Genomic DNA, 15,943 nt, shown 5'->3' on the forward strand with positions numbered 1-15,943 from the left:
CGCTCGAGAGAGGACGGTGTGGAGCCAGCGCCGCCCCCGAGCGGGTTTCAGGCGAGGAAGCCCGGCAGCGGTCCGCAGTTCGGCTCGATGCCGATGCCCGTCGCGGCGTGGCCGAGCGCGTTCATCACGGACGTGAGCAGCTTGTTCGAGCTCTGCGCGGTGGTGTTGTTGATGTACTGGCCCACGTTCACGCCCAGGTTCTTCCCGCCGATGACCAGGTACTGCATGTCCCGCGGGTTGTGGCTGTGGTTCGTGCCGCTCTCCACGCCCCAGAGCAGGATCGTGTTGTCGAGCATCGTGCCGCTGCCCTCGCGGATGCCCGCGAGCCGCTTCGCCAGGTACGCGATATGGCTCGCCCAGAAGCGATCGAACAGCATGAAGGCCTGGCGCGTGGTCATCGACTCACCACCGACGCTGACGCTGTCGTTCGTGCGGCTGACGTGCGCGACCACGTCGTGCCAGCTCTGGCCGAAGCCGAGGAGGCCCTCATGGTGGCCGCCGGAGAAGCTGAAGTGGTAGTCCGCGACCCGCGTGCGATCGCACGTGAACGCGCTCACGATGATGTCGGCCTGGATCTGCGCCCAGCGCGTGATCGTCGTCGCGTTGTTGGTGCTGCCGTTGTAGCCGGAGGTGTCCGCGCGCTCGCACGCCGCGCCGGCCGGGACCGACGTGCCGCCGCCCATGCCCGCGATGCGCTTCTCGAGCTCGAACAGCGCTTCCACGTGGAGCTCCAGCTTCTGGCGCTCGGCCTGGCCGAGGAAGCCCTGGATGGTCTTGAGCTCGCGCGTGTTGATCTGGAGGATCCGCTGGTCGGCCTCGCGCTTCGCGGCCGCGACGGCGTCCGGCATACCGCCGGGCGTGGGCGTCGGCGCGGCGCCGTCGAAGGTGACGCCGCTGAAGATCGTGCTGAACGCGCGCGCGGGGTCGGCCGTGTGGGTCATGGGCTGGCCGGGGCCGCTGTACGAGATGATATGGCGCTTGTCGGCGCCGCCGCGATCGGCGACGCACAGGTGGATGCTCGCGAGCGGCGTGCCGCCGCGCAGGTCGGAGCTCTTGAGCAGGATCTGATCGAGCGAGGGACCGTTCGCGTGGTGTGAGCTCTCGTCGATGAAGCGCGCGCCCGTGAACAGCTGCGCCATGCCCGCCTCGTGGTGATTCCCGACCGTCCAGGCATGGTCGAGCCGGCGCAAGAACAACATGTCTCTCTCGAGGCCGCGGAAATCGGCGAGCGGCTCCTGGAGCTGGAACGTCGACCCGCTGCCGGTCGGCCACCACTCGGGCGGGTGCGAGTCGGGCGTGAAGATCAGCACCAGCCGCTTGGGCACGACGGTCTGCGCCTCGACCTCGCGGTGGCGCAGCAGCGGCGCCAGGAAGATCGCGCCGGCCGCCGTCTTCAGGATGTCTCGTCTGGATACGTCGAAGGGCCTGGGCATGTTCGAACCTCGATGGCCGTAGCTAGTCGCGCACGCGCTCCAGCGTGCTCGGCGAAGACAGGAGCGCCACGAGCAGGTCGCGCAGGAGACCGGTGCGATCCAGCGCCGCCGTGCCCTGCACGACCGGCGGAATACCGCGCGCAGACTCGACCTGGCCGAAATAGAAGCGGAAGGCCTGCCGCGCCAGGCACTCGCGGACCCAGGTGCTGCGCGACAGCGCTTCTCCCAGCCCCGCGGCGCTGTCGTACTCCCCGTCGACGTCGGTGTTCAGCAGCCACCCCACCGCGTTGATCGGCTGCGGCGCAGCCATGGGCGCGGTGAGCGACGGGCTCCTGTACTGCTCGAGCGTCCGATAGCGGCCCGCGCCGTCGAAATTCTCGAGCATGAAGCCGACGCCGTCGATCAGCGCGTGGCAGCTCTCGCAGACCGCCTGCGCGTTGTGCGTCTCGTACAGCTCGCGCGTGGTCTTCGGGGTCATGCGCAGCTCGCTCTCTTCGATCGGCGGCGGGGTGAAGTTCTCGGGCAGCGTGATGTGCTGGCAAAGCAGCTGATCGCGGATGAACAGGCCGCGGAGCGTCGGGGACGTGAGGTACTGCTTGGCGGTCTTGGAGAGCACGGAGCCGAGGGAGAGCAGGCCGCTCCGCGCGGTGTCCGTCGCGCCCGAGGCGTCGCTGCGGTAAAACGCGGAGAGCGCTGGATCGACCTCGGGTACAGGCGCCGTGAGCAGGCTCGCGATCGAGCCCTCCATGCCTCCGTTCGCGCGGAGGAAGCGCTGCGTCTCGGCGAACATCGCCCCCTTCACATCGGCGAAGCCGGGGAACACGTCCTCGAACTTCTCCACCTCGGCCTCGAACGTGTGCAACCGCAACCACTGGACGAGAAAGTGACCGAGCTGGTCGGCGGCGCCCGGCGTCGAGAGCAGCTGGTCGATGTGGCCAGGAAACAGCGCGGGATCGGCCAGCTCGCCGCGATCGGCGGCGGCGACCAGCGTCGCAGAGGGCGGCTCGCCGAGCACGCTGTACGAAAGGAAGGTCGCGATCTCGTGGTCAGTCAGCCGGAACGCCGCTTTCGCCTCATCGCTCGGCGCGCCGATCTCGGTCCGGTACAAGAAATAAGGCGAGTTCAGCACGCCCTTCAGCACCCAGCGGAACGGCAGCGCCGGATCCCCGGACTCGGCGGCGAGATCGAACACTTCGCCATAACTGGTCAGGTCCTCCGCCGTCGCGGGCCGCCGGAACGCCTTGCTGACCGCCGCGCGCACGAAGTCCGTTTTGCACGTCGCGTCGACCTTGCCGCACGGAATCAATGCGCTGAGCTGCCGATCGCCGAGCGCGAGCACCGCGGCCTCGGCCTTGGCGGCGTACTGCTCGGCCAGGGTCACGCGGACGAGCCCGCTGGTGGACATGTTCGGATAGATGCCGTTGTCCGGCACGGGCTCCATGTCCGAAATGTCGATCGACACGCCGAGCAAGCCCTGGACGGAGCGAGCGTACTCCTCCGGGGTGAGCAGCCATGTGCGGGCGCGAAGCGCCGCGGAGGCGGGCGTGGGCGCCGCGTACGGCAAGCTCCCGTCGGCCTGCGGCGGGGGAACGTCGCCGCCGGTCTCGCCGCCAGCCGCGCCCGAGGACGGATCGCCGAGCTGCCCGGTGCAGGCGGGCGCCAGAGAACCCAAAACGAAGATCCAGCCCAAAGAGCGAAAACGCATATCGGATCTCCACATGGGTGCGCGGCGCCGATCGAGACCGCTCCCGTCGAGGAGGCTGGAAGTCCAACGCTGTCCGCAAATCAAACCGCCCGAGGCCACCTACCCTCTTACAGCGTCATTGTTACGCTGCAGTGGATGGCGAAGGTCCCGCTGCGCAAGACGACCCATCCAGAGCCGAGCAGAACGGTCCCCTCGAGTGGATCTTGATCCGCGCCTTACGCGCCTTCACATTCCCGAAGGGTTCGGTTCTGATCATCGCCGCGCGCAGCGACCCAGCCGTTCCCTTCGGCGCAGTGCCACTCATGCTGTAAGTTTGTCTCGAAACCCTGGCCGGCTGCGCCCGGCAGGTCGAACCCAGGGTGAATCAGACCGCCTTTCGCGGCTTCTTCACCGCGCGGAGCCTGCCTGTCGCCGGGTCGCCGCACCACAGGCGGCCGCTCGCGTCCGCCTCGACGCCGGAGAGGCGAACGCTCTCCGGCAGCGCGAGCCGGTCCAGGACCTCGCCGCTCCGGGGATCGACGCGGCGGAGCTCCGACGGCGCGCCCTCCTCCTCGCACATCACGCCGTGCCAGAGATCGCCGTCGGTCCACGTGACGCCGGTGACGAGCCGATCGGAGACGAGCGTGCGGAGGACGGCCCCGCGCTCGGGATCGATCTTGAGGATCTTCCGCTCGCGGTAGATGCCCGCATAGAGCGCGCCGTCGGCCCACGCGAGCCCGCTCACGGGCGTCGCATCGAAGCCCGGCACCTCGCCGACCGCGGCCCCGCTCGCGGGATCGATCTTCCGGATCCTGCCGCCCCCGACGACCCACAGGTGGCGCCCGTCGAACGCCACCCCCGCGCTGGCGGGCGCCTTCAGGCGACGCAGCACGCGGCCGCTCTCGGGCTCGGCGGACATGAGGTCTCCGCGATCGCCGTGCGCGAACCACACCGCCTGTCCGTCGAACGCGACCCCGTGAATCGACTCCACCCCTTCGAACGTGCGCTCCGCGATGATCTCGGCCTGCCGGGTTTTCACGGTCCACTCCTTCCTCGCCCCGCGCACTCAACCAGGGAGCGCGAGCCCGAGGAGCAACATTTGTGACGCGATCGACAGCGCCGCTCTGGGCCTCGCGTAGCGCCGCGAGGGGCCGCTGCCGGTGACCTCGACAGCGCGCGCGAGCGAGAGCTCCGCGAGCGCGCGCTGCACCGTGCGCGCGCTCTTGCCGAGCGCGGCGCCGATGGCCGAGGCGCTCCACGCGGCGCCGTCCGAGAGGAGCGCGCGGATGGCGCCCGCGTCGCCCGGCTCGAGCGGCGCGAGGACGACCACCTCCACGCCCGCGCCGAGCTCCCAGCGGTACGCGTTCCCGAGCGCGCGCACGACCCCGACGCCGCCGAGCTCGGCGCGCAGGCGCCCCACCTCGACGCGCAGCCGCCGCCGGTGGGACTCGTTGACCGCGCGAACGCCGAACGCCGCGCGCGCGAGGTCGTCGCTCGCGATCGCCGCCGGGTGAGCGCGCGCGAGCGCCTCGAGCAGGGCGAACAGGACCGGCCGGCGCGCGAGGTCGGCCCGCACCTCGCCGCCGTCGAGAACGCGGCGGCGGAGCGCGTCCACGACGACCCGCCCCGCGGGCGCGGCGACCAGGGCCTCGACGTCGGCGAGGCGCACGGGCTCGTCGCGGCCGCCCTGGACGAGGCGCGCCACGGGCTCGTCGTGCGCGCGGAGGAAGCGCTCGGCCTCGGCGATGAGCAGCGGATGTCCGCTCGCCCGCGCCCACGCCGCGGCCTGCTCGGCCGCGCGTCGCGCCGAGGACGCGCGCACGAGCCGCGCGTGCACCTCGGCGCGCACGAGCGCCAGCGCGGCCCTGGTGAACATCGGCGCGTCGCTCGTGACCGTGGCCTCGGCGGCCGCGAGCGCCCGCTCCGCCTCGGCGACGCGGCCTTCGAGCAGCGCGGCCCGCGCCGCGCCCAGGCGAGCCCACGCCGCGTTCGTGAGATCGCCGGCGCGCTCGAGGGCGTCCCCCGCCTCGACGAGCCCCTGCCACGCCTCGCCGATCTCCCGCTGCGCGAGCGCGATCTCCGCGAGGGCCGCGCTCGCTCGCGCCCGGGCGCGCTCGGCGCCCGTCGCAGCGAACGCCCGCGCTGCGCGGCCGAGCGCGGCCTTCGCCTCCGGATAGGCGCCCATCTGCGCGAGCGCGATCCCGCGTAGCGCGAGCGCGTGTGGACCTCCGAAGGGGCCGACCACCTTCAGCGCGTCGAGCGCGTCGCCCGCCGCGAGCGAGCGGGCCGCCAGCGCGCCGAGCTCGGCGGGGACCTCGGCCGTCGCATCCATCGCGGCAGCGTCGCACGCCCGGCGGCGCGCGCCAACGGATCGCGACATCGATGTTGCTGTCGCGGCCAGAGGCGCCGTGGTCATTTCCACGGGTCGGCGGCCGGCGCGGCGAGGCGCCGCGCGCGCCGCCCACAGGAGGAGATCCCCATGTGCCCTGCGTGCCTCGCGTCCATCGGATGGGTCCTCGCCCAGGCGGCCTCCGCCGGCGCCGTGACCGCGATCGCCGTCAAGAAGCTCCGGAACCGGAACCATGGCAGGAGCGCCGCCGGCGCCCCCGCGTCGAAGGGAGAGCGCCGATGAGCCGCGCCAAGATCGCTTCAAGGGAAGAGTGGCTGGCGGCGCGCCTGGCGCTGCTGGAGAGAGAGAAAGAGCACGACCGGCGGCGCGACGCGCTGAGCGCCGCGCGCCGCGAGCTGCCGTGGGTGAGGGTCGACAAGGCCTATGTGTTCGACGCCCCTTCAGGCAAGCTGACGCTGCGCGAGCTCTTCGGCGATCACCGGCAGCTCCTCGTCTACCATTTCATGTTCGCGCCGAGCTGGGACGAGGGCTGCAAGAGCTGCTCGTACGTGGCCGACAACATCCAGGGTGGCCACGTCCACCTGGCCGCCCGCGACACGGCGTATTGCGCCGTCTCCCGCGCGCCGCTCGCCAAGATCGAGGCGTTCAAGGCGCGAATGGGCTGGACGTTCCCGTGGGTCTCCTCGGACGAGACGGACTTCAACTATGACTATCACGTCTCGTTCCGTGAGGAGGAGCGCGCTCGAGGAGATATGGAGTACAACTTCAAGAAGGCGAGCTCCCCCTTCCCCGAGGCCCCTGGGCTGAGCGTCTTCGCCCGCGACGGCGACGAGGTCTTCCACACCTACTCGACCTATGCGCGCGGGCTCGACGTCCTGATCGGCACCTACAACTACCTGGATCTCACGCCCCTCGGCCGGGACGAGGCCGCGCTCCCTTACACGATGGCGTGGGTCCGCCATCACGACAGGTACCCCACGACGTCAGGCACCTCGCGAAACGAAGCCGCTGGGGAAGGCGGCTCGTGTGGGTGCGCCGCTCCGGCGCGCGGGCCCGGGTGACCCGGACTCCTCGCGGATTTCGCGCGGATCACGCCCATGGGCCGCAGTGCGCGGGGCCCGCCCCCCCGGTTTGTTGGCCGGTCCGGCTGCCTCGACGGACACTGGCGAGACGGTCGCGATGAAGAAGTGGAGCTTCCTGGCCCTGGGGCGCAGCTACGAGATCACGGATTATGGCCCCAGGTTCGGGATCGAGGTCACACGGGACGGCTACACCGTGTGGACCGGCTACCGTGACGGAGCGCGGCTCGTGACGGACACGAGCACCCTGCCGTCGCGCGAGCTCGTGGCGCTCCGCGAGGAGCTCGTCCTGCGGGCGAGCTCCTGGAGCGCCGCCCCGGGGACGGGCGCGGGCCTGCGCGCGCGCCGGCCGCAGCGCGCGGTCGAGCAGCTCGATCTGCTCGGGGCGCCGCTGCTCGGCGGCTGCCCGCGCTGAGACGACGCGAGCGCGACCCGGCGTCACTGTCGGAGCGGGTCGACGCACCTGGCCGCCCGCGTCAGCGAGCGTGAGCCCGCCGCCGCTCACGCCGCCGCGCCGCGCCCCGCCAGCCGTCGGCCATCCCGCCGCTCTGCCGCGGCACCGGCTGACAGCGCTCGCCCCGTACCAGGTCGCCGGACTGGATTCCGTTACCACCACAATTTGACCCGGGGATCATCGGCAACCGACGCCCACACGGAACCTCATCCGAGCACGTCGCGCAGCCAACCAGCGCGGGCCAGATCCGTCTAAAGTGCGCCGCCATGGCCAACCCGATCGACGCCGATCCCAACCGTCAGAGAGAAACCCCCGCCCACAGAGACGGCAACGCCCAGCAGCGCGACACCCCCGCCGCATTTTTCCGCGGCAACCCGGCGCCGGACGCCCGCACCGGCATGCACCCGATCGCGTTGCGCCGCGCCTTCGCCGATCACCTGCACTACTCGCGCGCCCGGGAGTCCATGTCCGCCACGTCGTTCGACCGGTACGTCGCCCTCGCCCTCTCGGCGCGCGACCGCCTCGTCGACCGGTGGACGAAGACGCAGCACACCTACTACGAGCAGGACGTCAAGCGCGGCTACTACCTCTCCGCAGAGTTCCTCCTCGGCCGGGCGCTCGTCGCCAACCTGCAGGCGCTCGACATCTACGACAGCTACAAGACCGTGCTCGGCGAGCTCGGCCTCGACCTCGATGAGCTCGTCGAGCAGGAGCCCGACGCCGGGCTCGGCAACGGCGGCCTCGGGCGGCTCGCCGCCTGCTTCCTCGATTCCATGGCCACGATCGGCCTGCCCACCTACGGGTACGGCATCCGGTACGAGTTCGGCATCTTCGAGCAGGTCATCCGCGACGGCTACCAGGTCGAGCGCGCCGACGAGTGGCTCCGCTTCGGCAACCCCTGGGAGATCGAGCGCCCCGAGCACGCCGTCCCCGTCTCGTTCGGCGGCTACACCGAGCGCGTCCCCGACAAGCGCGGCGGCTTCCGCGTGGTCTGGCGCCACTCCGAGCAGGTCATCGGCGTCCCGTTCGACACGCCCATCGCGGGCTACCAGTCGAACACCGTCAACACCCTCCGCCTCTGGTCGGCCCGCGCGGGCGAGGAGTTCGACTTCGAGCTCTTCAACGCCGGCGACTACGTGCACGCCGTCCACGAGAAGAACCAGTCGGAGGTCATCTCCAAGGTCCTCTACCCGAACGACAACTTCGACAAGGGCAAGGAGCTGCGCCTCCGGCAGGAGTACTTCTTCGTCGCCTGCTCCATCGCCGACATCGTGAACCGCTACAACCGCGTCCACCCGGACTTCTCGCGCTTCGCCGAGAAGAACGCGATCCAGCTGAACGACACCCACCCCGCCATCGCGATCGCCGAGCTGATGCGCGTCCTCATCGACGACCACCTGCTCGCCTGGGAGGACGCGTGGAAGCAGACGGTCGGGGCCTTCGGGTACACGAACCACACCCTGCTGCCCGAGGCGCTCGAGCGCTGGCCCGTCGCGCTCTTCGAGCGGCTCCTGCCGCGGCACCTCGAGATCATCTACGAGATCAACCGGCGGTTCTTGCGCGAGGTCATGGACGCCCACCCGCAGGACCAGGACCGCGTGGCGCGGATGTCCCTCATCGAGGAAGGCCACGAGCGCCACGTGCGCATGGCCCACCTCGCGGTCGTCGGCTCGCACTCGGTGAACGGCGTGGCCAAGCTCCACTCCGAGCTCGTCAAGCGCGACCTGCTCCGCGACTTCTACGACCTCTGGCCCGAGCGGTTCAACAACAAGACGAACGGCGTCACGTTCAGGCGGTGGCTGCTCGCCTGCAACCCCGCGCTCGCCGCGCTCGTCACCGAGAAGGTCGGCCCGAAGTGGGTGACGGAGTTCGAGCGGCTGCGCGAGCTCGAGCGCCACCTCGACGATCCGGAGTTCATCGAGCGGATCGCCGCGGTGAAGCGCGCGAACAAGGTGGCGCTCGCGAAGGTCATCGCGCAGGAGCTCGACGTCAACGTCGACCCCTCCTCGATCTTCGACGTCCAGATCAAGCGCCTCCACGAGTACAAGCGCCAGCTGCTCAACGCGCTCCACATCGTCGCGCTCTACCTGCGCCAGAAGCGCGGCGAGCAGATCATGCCGCGGACCTTCATCTTCGGCGCCAAGGCGGCGCCCGGCTACCGGCAGGCGAAGCTCATCATCAAGTTCATCCACGCCGTCGCCTACGTGGTGAACGGCGACCGGCGCCACAGCGGGCTCCGGGTCGCGTTCATGCCGAACTACCGCGTCTCGCTGGCCGAGCGCATCATCCCCGCCGCCGACGTCTCCGAGCAGATCTCGACCGCGGGCATGGAGGCGTCGGGCACCGGGAACATGAAGCTCGCGCTGAACGGCGCGCTCACCGTCGGCACGCTCGACGGCGCGAACATCGAGATCCGCGACGCGGTGGGCCCGGAGAACTTCTTCCTGTTCGGGCTGACCGCCGACGAGGTGATCGCCCGCCGCAGCGAGCACTTCGAGGGGCGCACCGCGGTGGCCGCCGACCCGGAGCTCCGCGAGGTGGTCGAGCTCATCTCGTCGGGCTTCTTCTCCCCGGAGTACCGCGAGCTCTTCCAGCCCCTGCTCGACCGGCTCCTCGGCCGGGACGAGTACATGATGCTCGCCGACTTCAAGGCCTACTCCGCCTGTCAGCGCGAGGTGGAGGCGGCCTACGCCGACCGGCAGAGCTGGCTGCGCAAGTCCGCGCTCAACATCGCGCGCGTGGGTGAGTTCTCCTCGGACCGCACGGTGCGCGAGTACGCGCGCGACATCTGGGGCCTCACGCCCGTCGAGATCGACCTCGGCGCGGCCATGTCGCTCGTGTGACGGCGCCGGCGCGCCCTCCGCCGCGGGCCGCTCGCGCGCCTGCGGCGGGGCGGCGCCCCGCCGGCCGGAGCCAGCCGGATCAAGCCGGCGCCCGCGAACGAACCCAACAGCACCCTCGGCCCGGTTCCATGAGCCGGGCGCCACGGCGGACGGAAAATCCAGGCCCGCGCGTGGCGAAGGGCGCCGCGGCGGAGCATGCTTCCGGGGCATGAGCCAGCTTCGTCGGCCGCTCGCCGGGGCGGGGCTCTTGCTATCCTTCCCGACGGATTTATGCCGAACGATCCTGAGGAAAGAGAAGACAAGCAGGGCAACCTCGCGACCGAGCGCGAACGGAAGGTCGAGAAGGCCCGCCGCTACAAGGTCGTGTTCCACAACGACGACTACACGACGATGGAGTTCGTCGTGCTCGTCCTCATGAAGTTCTTCCACCGCACCGAGACGGAGGCCACGCACATCATGCTGAGCGTGCACCATCGCGGCCACGGGGTCGCCGGCGTGTACACGAAGGATGTCGCCGAGACCAAGGTCGCCCAAGTCCAGGACTTCGCCAAGGAGCACGCGATGCCCCTTCGGTTGACCGCCGAGCCGGAATGACCATGCGCATCAGCCCCGAAGTTGAGATCGCCTTTTCGCTCGCCACCCGGGAGGCCTCGCGCCGCCGGCACGAGTTCGTGACCATCGAGCACCTGCTCTACGCGCTGCTCTTCGACGAGGAGACGGCCGAGGTCCTCCGGCACGCGGGGGGCGACACCCCGCTGCTGAAGAAGAAGCTCGAGCGCTTCCTCGACGAGGAGATCGAGGTGTTGCCGGAGGACGCGGACACGAGCCCGACGCTCTCGCTCGGGTTCCAGCGCGTGGTCGGCCGCGCCGCGATGCACGTGCAGTCCTCGGGCAAGAAGGAGCTCAAGGGGGCGAACGTGCTGGTGGCGATGTTCGCCGAGCGCGACTGCCCGGCCGTGACGCTCCTCGGCGAGCAGGGCATCAGCCGCTTCGACGTCGTGAACTACATCTCGCACGGCATCTCGAAGACGGGCCAGGACGACGGCCTCCGGGAGGAGCCGCCGGAGGAGGGTGGCGAGCCCGGCGCCGCGCAGCCGGTCAAGGATCCGCTCGCGGCGTTCACGACGAACCTCAACAAGGAGGCGGCCGAGGGCCGCATCGATCCGCTGGTCGGCCGTGAGAACGAGGTCGCCCGCACGATCCAGGTGCTCGCGCGGCGGCGCAAGAACAACCCCCTGCTCATCGGCGACGCCGGGGTCGGCAAGACGGCGATCGTGGAGGGGCTCGCGCAGCGGATCGAGAAGAAGGACGTGCCCGCGCCGCTCAAGGACGCGACCGTCTACGCGCTCGACATGGGCGCGCTCCTCGCCGGCACGAAGTACCGCGGCGACTTCGAGAACCGCCTCAAGGCGGTGCTGCGCGCGCTCGAGAAGCAGCCGGGCTCGGTCCTCTTCATCGACGAGATCCACACGATCATCGGCGCCGGCGCCGCGAGCGGCGGGACGATGGACGCGTCGAACCTGCTCAAGCCCGCGCTGGCCTCGGGCCGCCTGCGCTGCATCGGCGCGACGACGTTCCAGGAGTACCGCGGCCACCTCGAGCGCGACAGCGCGCTCGCGCGGCGGTTCCAGCGCATCGAGGTGTCGGAGCCCTCGGTCGACGAGACGGCGCAGATCCTGAAGGGCCTGCAGAAGCGCTACGAGGAGTTCCACAAGATCACGTACACGGCCGAGGCGATCGAGGCCGCGGCCAAGCTGTCGGCGCGGTACCTGCAAGATCGAAGGCTGCCCGACAAGGCGATCGATCTGCTCGACGAGGCGGGCGCGGCGGCGCGCCTCCGCCACGGCGACGGGTACACGGTCGAGGCGGCGGACATCGAGCTCGTCGTCGCGAAGATGGCGCAGATCCCGCCGCGCCAGGTGTCGACGTCGGACAAGGCGCAGCTCAAGGATCTCGAGCAGTCGCTGCGCTCGGTGATCTTCGGCCAGGACGAGGCGGTGAAGCAGCTCGCGTCGGCGATCAAGCTGTCGCGCGCGGGGCTGCGCGCGCCGGAGAAGCCGATCGGCTCGTTCCTGTTCTCGGGCCCGACCGGCGTCGGCAAGACCGAGCTCGCGAAGCAGCTCGCCAGGGCGCTCGGCATCGGGTTCCTGCGGTTCGACATGAGCGAGTACCAGGAGCGCCACACCGTCTCCCGGCTCATCGGCGCGCCGCCCGGCTACGTCGGCTTCGACCGCGGCGGCCTGCTCACGGAGGCGGCGGCGAAGACGCCGCACGCGGTGCTGCTGCTCGACGAGATCGAGAAGGCGCACCCGGACGTGTTCCAGGTCCTGCTCCAGGTGATGGACCACGGCACGCTGACCGACAACAACGGCAAGAAGAGCGACTTCCGCCACATGGTGCTGATCATGACGAGCAACGTGGGCGCGCGGGAGCTAGCGCAGGCGCGTGTCGGCTTCGGCGAGCGAGGGACGGCGGGCGACGACGACAAGGCCTACAAGAACACGTTCAGCCCGGAGTTCAGGAACCGGCTGGACGCGCGCATCATGTTCCGGGCGCTGGATCCGTCGGTGATGGGCAGCATCGTGGACAAGTTCGTCGGCGAGCTCGCGGCGATGCTGGCGGATCGATCGGTGACGGTCGAGGTGACAGACCGGGCGCGGGCGGAGCTCGCGACGCGAGGGTACGATCCGGCGAACGGGGCGCGGCCGCTCGGGCGCGTCATCGAGAACGACATCAAGCGGCGGCTCGGGGACGAGCTGCTCTTCGGGGCCCTCGAGAACGGTGGGAACGTCGCCGTCGATTTCGAAGGCGGGGAGTTCACGTTCAAGTTCTCGGCGGCGAACGGGGGGGGGCCGGAGAAGGCGAAGGCGAACGGGGCGGCGGTCGAGCCGGAGGCCGTCGGCTAGGACGGCAGCGACGGAGCCAGCGGGGAGGGGGTGCCCGTGCGCGCGGGCGGCGGGGGCCCCTCCCACGAACTCGCGCCTTTTGGGAGGCGATTGCCGTGGGTGCGGGAGAGGCGGGTCGGGAGCGATAGGCTGCGATGCGGGCCGGCGCTCGGGTTCGTGGGGCCCTACCCCGCCGCCCGCGCGCACGGGCACCCCCTCCCCGCTGGCTCTTCCAAGGGGGGTTGGGGGGTGACGGGGGCGGGGTCAGTTCAGGGAGTGCGGCATCGCCAGGGTGAACGACGCGATCTCGGCGTCGAAGACGCGGCCGTCGGGGCGGTGCATCTGGTAGGTGCCGCGCATCGTGCCGCGCGGGGTCTCGAGCACACAACCGCTCGTGTACTCGAAGTGCTCGCCAGGCTTGAGCGAGGGCTGCTGGCCGACGACGCCAGGGCCGCGCACCTCCTCCACCTTCCCGCTGCCGTGCGTGATGATCCAGTGCCGCGTCCTCAGCTGGGCGGGCTCGGTGCCTTCGTTCGCGATCCGCACGGTGTAAGCAAAGACGTAGCGGTGCTCCGTCGGGGATGACTGCGTGGGGACGTAGACCGTCGAGACGGTGACCCGGATGCCCTGCGTGATGGCCGTCGACACAACCACGCACTGCCACCGCTGCGGCGCGCGCACAAGGGCCCGGCCGCGCAGCGCGCGCACAGAGCCGGCAACCGGCAAGGAGCGCCGCGGCTCGGCGTGACGACGAGACGGTCAGGCTCCCGGAGACCCGGCGTTGACAGCTTCCGGGCTCATCCGCACGTTTCGATGAACCTTGGGTCGACGAACCGTGGAGGACCCGCCGTGGGCGAACAGAACCGTGTCTGTGTTCGAGATGCAGTTGGCGAGCCGTTCGTCCCGATCGCGATCCTGCCGCCGGCGCGCGGCGAGAGGGCGGCGATGATCCAGAACGGCGATCCCACCTCCGGAGAGGCGGAAAATCACGGCCTCGGGCTCACGGCCATCGGCCCCGTCATGCCGGAGCGCAAGATCCGCGAGTGGGCCCTCGTCCTCCAGTCGAGCGAGCTTTGGCATGCCGTGCGGTACACGCCGGCGGGCTGGGTGCTCCTCGTGCGCGACGAGGACTACGCCCTCGCCGCGGGCTCGATCGATCGGTACGAAGCGGAGAACCGCAACTGGCCCCCGCTCCGCCCGCGCGAGCGGCTGCGCCACCCTCCGTCCATGGTCGCCGGCGTCGCGTTCGCCGCGCTCGCCCTCTTCTTCTTCCTCGTCACCGGGCCCGCGAGCGGCGGCGGACGCTGGTTCCAGCGCGGCGCGTCCGTCGCCGACCTCGTCGTGGGACCGGAGCCGTGGCGCGCCATCACCGCGCTCACGCTGCACGCCGACTCGGCCCACGTGCTCGGCAACGTCATCTCCGGGACGGTCTTCGCGTCCGCCGTGCAGCGCCGCCTCGGGCCGGGCGGCGCCGCGCTCGCCGTGGTCGCCTCGGGCGCGATCGGGAACTTCGCGAACGCGCTCTGGCACCAGAGCATGGGCCAGCACCACGCCTCGATCGGCGCCTCCACCGCGGTGTTCGGCGCGATCGGGCTGCTCGCCGCCACGCAGCTGATGCTCGACCACGCGCACGACAAGGAGAGCGGCGAGAAGCGCCACCTCCTCCACCTCGTCGCGCCGCTCGTGGGAGGCCTCGCCCTCCTCGGCGCCCTCGGCGCGAGCCCACGCTCCGATCTCGGCGCGCACGCCTTCGGGCTGCTCAGCGGCGCCGCGATCGGGGTCGTCGCCGGCCTCTCGCTGCGCAACCGGCCCGCGCCGCGGCGCCCCGTCGTCCAGGTCGCGCTGGGCGCGACCGCGGCGGCGCTCGTCCTCGGCGCGTGGCAGATCGCGCTCATCGCCTGAGCGCACGACCGCGGCGGCGCTCGTCCCCGGCGCGTGGCGCGCGCTCATCACCTGCGCGCGACCTCAGTCGACCGGCCAGATCCCCACGGTGCCGCCGACCCAGGTCAGGTCGCGGTTCTGATCGACGCCGAGCATCCTCCCGCGCGAGAGCCGCACCAGGTTGAGGACGAGCGAGAGCTCGGGCTCGTCCGGCGCGCGCAGGAACATCATCCGCACCTCGGCCTTCACCCCGTTCCCGTCAGGCATCGCGAGCGCCGGCTCGTACGCGACCTTCTCCTGGAGCAGCCAGCCCGAGCGCTCCCCCTCCGGGATCGCGGCGATGTCCTCGGGCGTGACATCCACCTTCACCCCGGAGCCCGCGAAGGAGAACAGCGGCTTGAGCACGTAGCGCTCGAGATCCAGCGGCGCGCCCTCCAGCGCGCTCAGCGTCCGCGCCCGCGGGAGCGCGGGGTGATCGATGTAGGGCAGCGTGTACTTCGACCAGGTCCAGTACCAGTTCGGGTGCGAGCACCACGTGACGTCGAGCGGATCGCCGTACCGGAACGGGAGCTCGACCCGCTTCGACTCGAGCTCGTCGAACACGACGCGGTTGTACAGCCGGCGGACCTGGACGAGCCGCCCGCCCACGCGGCGGAACAGCCGGTCCCCCTCCCGGACGAGCGCCGTCGGACAGACGGCGTCGACGCCGACGAGGAGCTTCGTCGCCACGAAGTCGGGGTACGTCTTCTGCTTCTCCGGCGCGAGGTCGAGCAGGACCACCGACTCTTCGGGCTCTCCCGCGAGGATCGCGCGGCGGAGCTGCGCGAGGACGTCGACGGTGCTCCGGCCCCCGAAGCAGCACGACCAGCGCCGGTCGAGGCCCGGCATCCCGGCGAGCACCTCGGCCATGACCTCGACCTGGACGAGCATGAGCGCGTAGAGCGACGGGAACGCCTGCAGCTCGACCACCTTGCCCGTGAGCTCGCCGTCCGGGCCGCGCACGATCGCGAAGTCGACCTGCACGCAGTTGGGGAGCGGATCCATGCCCGGGACGTCGAGGTGCGCAGGGATGGCGCGCTTCATCTGCGCGATGAGCGCGGGGCTCGAGATCTGTCGCACGATCTCCGTCGCGGAGCGCTCGAGGTCGTCGCGCAGCCTGTGGGGCAGGAACAGCGGCGTCTCGGCGACGCGGAACGGGATCGCGCACCCGAGCCGCCGCTCGAGCCGGCCGAGGTAGTCCGCGTAGGTCGACGGCCCGAAGGCAGCGTTGAACGCGCGCCGGAAGGTGGGGTCCATGTATTTGTATTTTGGTGGTATCACGGCAAAGCGTGCGG

General features: G+C 70.9%; 13 protein-coding genes. 7 read left to right on the plus strand and 6 right to left on the minus strand.

The annotated features are described in order from the left end of the window. Nucleotides 1-47: 47 nt before the first annotated feature. From WME73_RS24600 to WME73_RS24615, 4 genes are all read right to left on the minus strand, one after another. A complete protein-coding gene (locus WME73_RS24600) occupies nucleotides 48-1,433 on the minus strand; it encodes a DUF1552 domain-containing protein (RefSeq protein ID WP_437917260.1) in 1,386 nt (461 codons plus the stop codon). 22 nt (nucleotides 1,434-1,455) lie between these two features. Then, on the minus strand, nucleotides 1,456-3,105 hold the full coding sequence (locus WME73_RS24605; protein WP_437917261.1) for a DUF1588 domain-containing protein: 1,650 nt from the start codon (nucleotides 3,103-3,105) through the stop codon (nucleotides 1,456-1,458). Between the two features lie 397 nt (nucleotides 3,106-3,502). Continuing rightward, nucleotides 3,503-4,156, minus strand: coding sequence for a Vgb family protein (locus WME73_RS24610; protein WP_437917262.1), 654 nt, complete (start codon nucleotides 4,154-4,156; stop codon nucleotides 3,503-3,505). A gap of 27 nt (nucleotides 4,157-4,183) precedes the next feature. After that, nucleotides 4,184-5,497: a helix-turn-helix domain-containing protein gene (locus tag WME73_RS24615; RefSeq protein ID WP_437917263.1), complete on the minus strand. Its 1,314-nt coding sequence runs from the start codon at nucleotides 5,495-5,497 to the stop codon at nucleotides 4,184-4,186. A 99-nt stretch (nucleotides 5,498-5,596) separates the two neighbouring features. On the opposite strand from WME73_RS24615, the gene WME73_RS24620 reads away from it, so the two are divergent. The 6 genes from WME73_RS24620 to clpA all read left to right on the plus strand — a co-directional run bounded on the left by WME73_RS24620 (nucleotide 5,597) and on the right by clpA (nucleotide 12,749). Beyond that, the gene (locus WME73_RS24620) at nucleotides 5,597-5,749 is read left to right on the plus strand and encodes a hypothetical protein (protein ID WP_012237017.1); all 153 of its coding nucleotides are present in this window, start codon (nucleotides 5,597-5,599) and stop codon (nucleotides 5,747-5,749) included. Then, on the plus strand, nucleotides 5,746-6,528 hold the full coding sequence (locus WME73_RS24625) for a DUF899 domain-containing protein (protein WP_437917264.1): 783 nt from the start codon (nucleotides 5,746-5,748) through the stop codon (nucleotides 6,526-6,528). Before WME73_RS24620 ends, WME73_RS24625 begins: the two co-directional genes overlap by 4 nt. Before the next feature lie 118 nt (nucleotides 6,529-6,646). Next, entirely contained in the window at nucleotides 6,647-6,961 is a 315-nt protein-coding gene (locus tag WME73_RS24630; protein WP_437555088.1) for a hypothetical protein, read from the plus strand. 305 nt (nucleotides 6,962-7,266) lie between these two features. Next, nucleotides 7,267-9,843, plus strand: coding sequence for a glycogen/starch/alpha-glucan phosphorylase (locus WME73_RS24635; RefSeq protein ID WP_437917265.1), 2,577 nt, complete (start codon nucleotides 7,267-7,269; stop codon nucleotides 9,841-9,843). Nucleotides 9,844-10,113: 270 nt separating this feature from the next. Then, entirely contained in the window at nucleotides 10,114-10,437 is a 324-nt protein-coding gene (gene clpS, locus WME73_RS24640) for an ATP-dependent Clp protease adapter ClpS (RefSeq protein WP_437917266.1), read from the plus strand. Continuing rightward, nucleotides 10,434-12,749, plus strand: coding sequence for an ATP-dependent Clp protease ATP-binding subunit ClpA (gene clpA, locus WME73_RS24645; RefSeq protein WP_437747818.1), 2,316 nt, complete (start codon nucleotides 10,434-10,436; stop codon nucleotides 12,747-12,749). Before clpS ends, clpA begins: the two co-directional genes overlap by 4 nt. A gap of 243 nt (nucleotides 12,750-12,992) precedes the next feature. On the opposite strand, the gene apaG is transcribed toward clpA, so the two are convergent. Next, the gene (apaG, locus tag WME73_RS24650; RefSeq protein WP_044965505.1) at nucleotides 12,993-13,376 is read right to left on the minus strand and encodes a Co2+/Mg2+ efflux protein ApaG; all 384 of its coding nucleotides are present in this window, start codon (nucleotides 13,374-13,376) and stop codon (nucleotides 12,993-12,995) included. 201 nt (nucleotides 13,377-13,577) lie between these two features. Here apaG and WME73_RS24655 point away from each other — a divergent pair, with 201 nt between their 5' ends. Continuing rightward, nucleotides 13,578-14,630 carry a rhomboid family intramembrane serine protease gene (locus WME73_RS24655; RefSeq protein ID WP_437747819.1) on the plus strand — a complete coding sequence of 351 codons (1,053 nt, stop codon included), beginning with the start codon at nucleotides 13,578-13,580 and terminating at the stop codon, nucleotides 14,628-14,630. A gap of 63 nt (nucleotides 14,631-14,693) precedes the next feature. Here the strand turns inward: WME73_RS24655 and WME73_RS24660 are convergent, their stop codons facing one another. Continuing rightward, complete coding sequence (locus tag WME73_RS24660; RefSeq protein WP_437747820.1) at nucleotides 14,694-15,905, minus strand: hypothetical protein; 1,212 nt, start codon at nucleotides 15,903-15,905, stop codon at nucleotides 14,694-14,696. Nucleotides 15,906-15,943 lie beyond the last annotated feature (38 nt).

Source organism: Sorangium sp. So ce302 (genome assembly GCF_051530145.1).
Lineage (GTDB): Bacteria > Myxococcota_A > Polyangia > Polyangiales > Polyangiaceae > Sorangium > Sorangium cellulosum_B.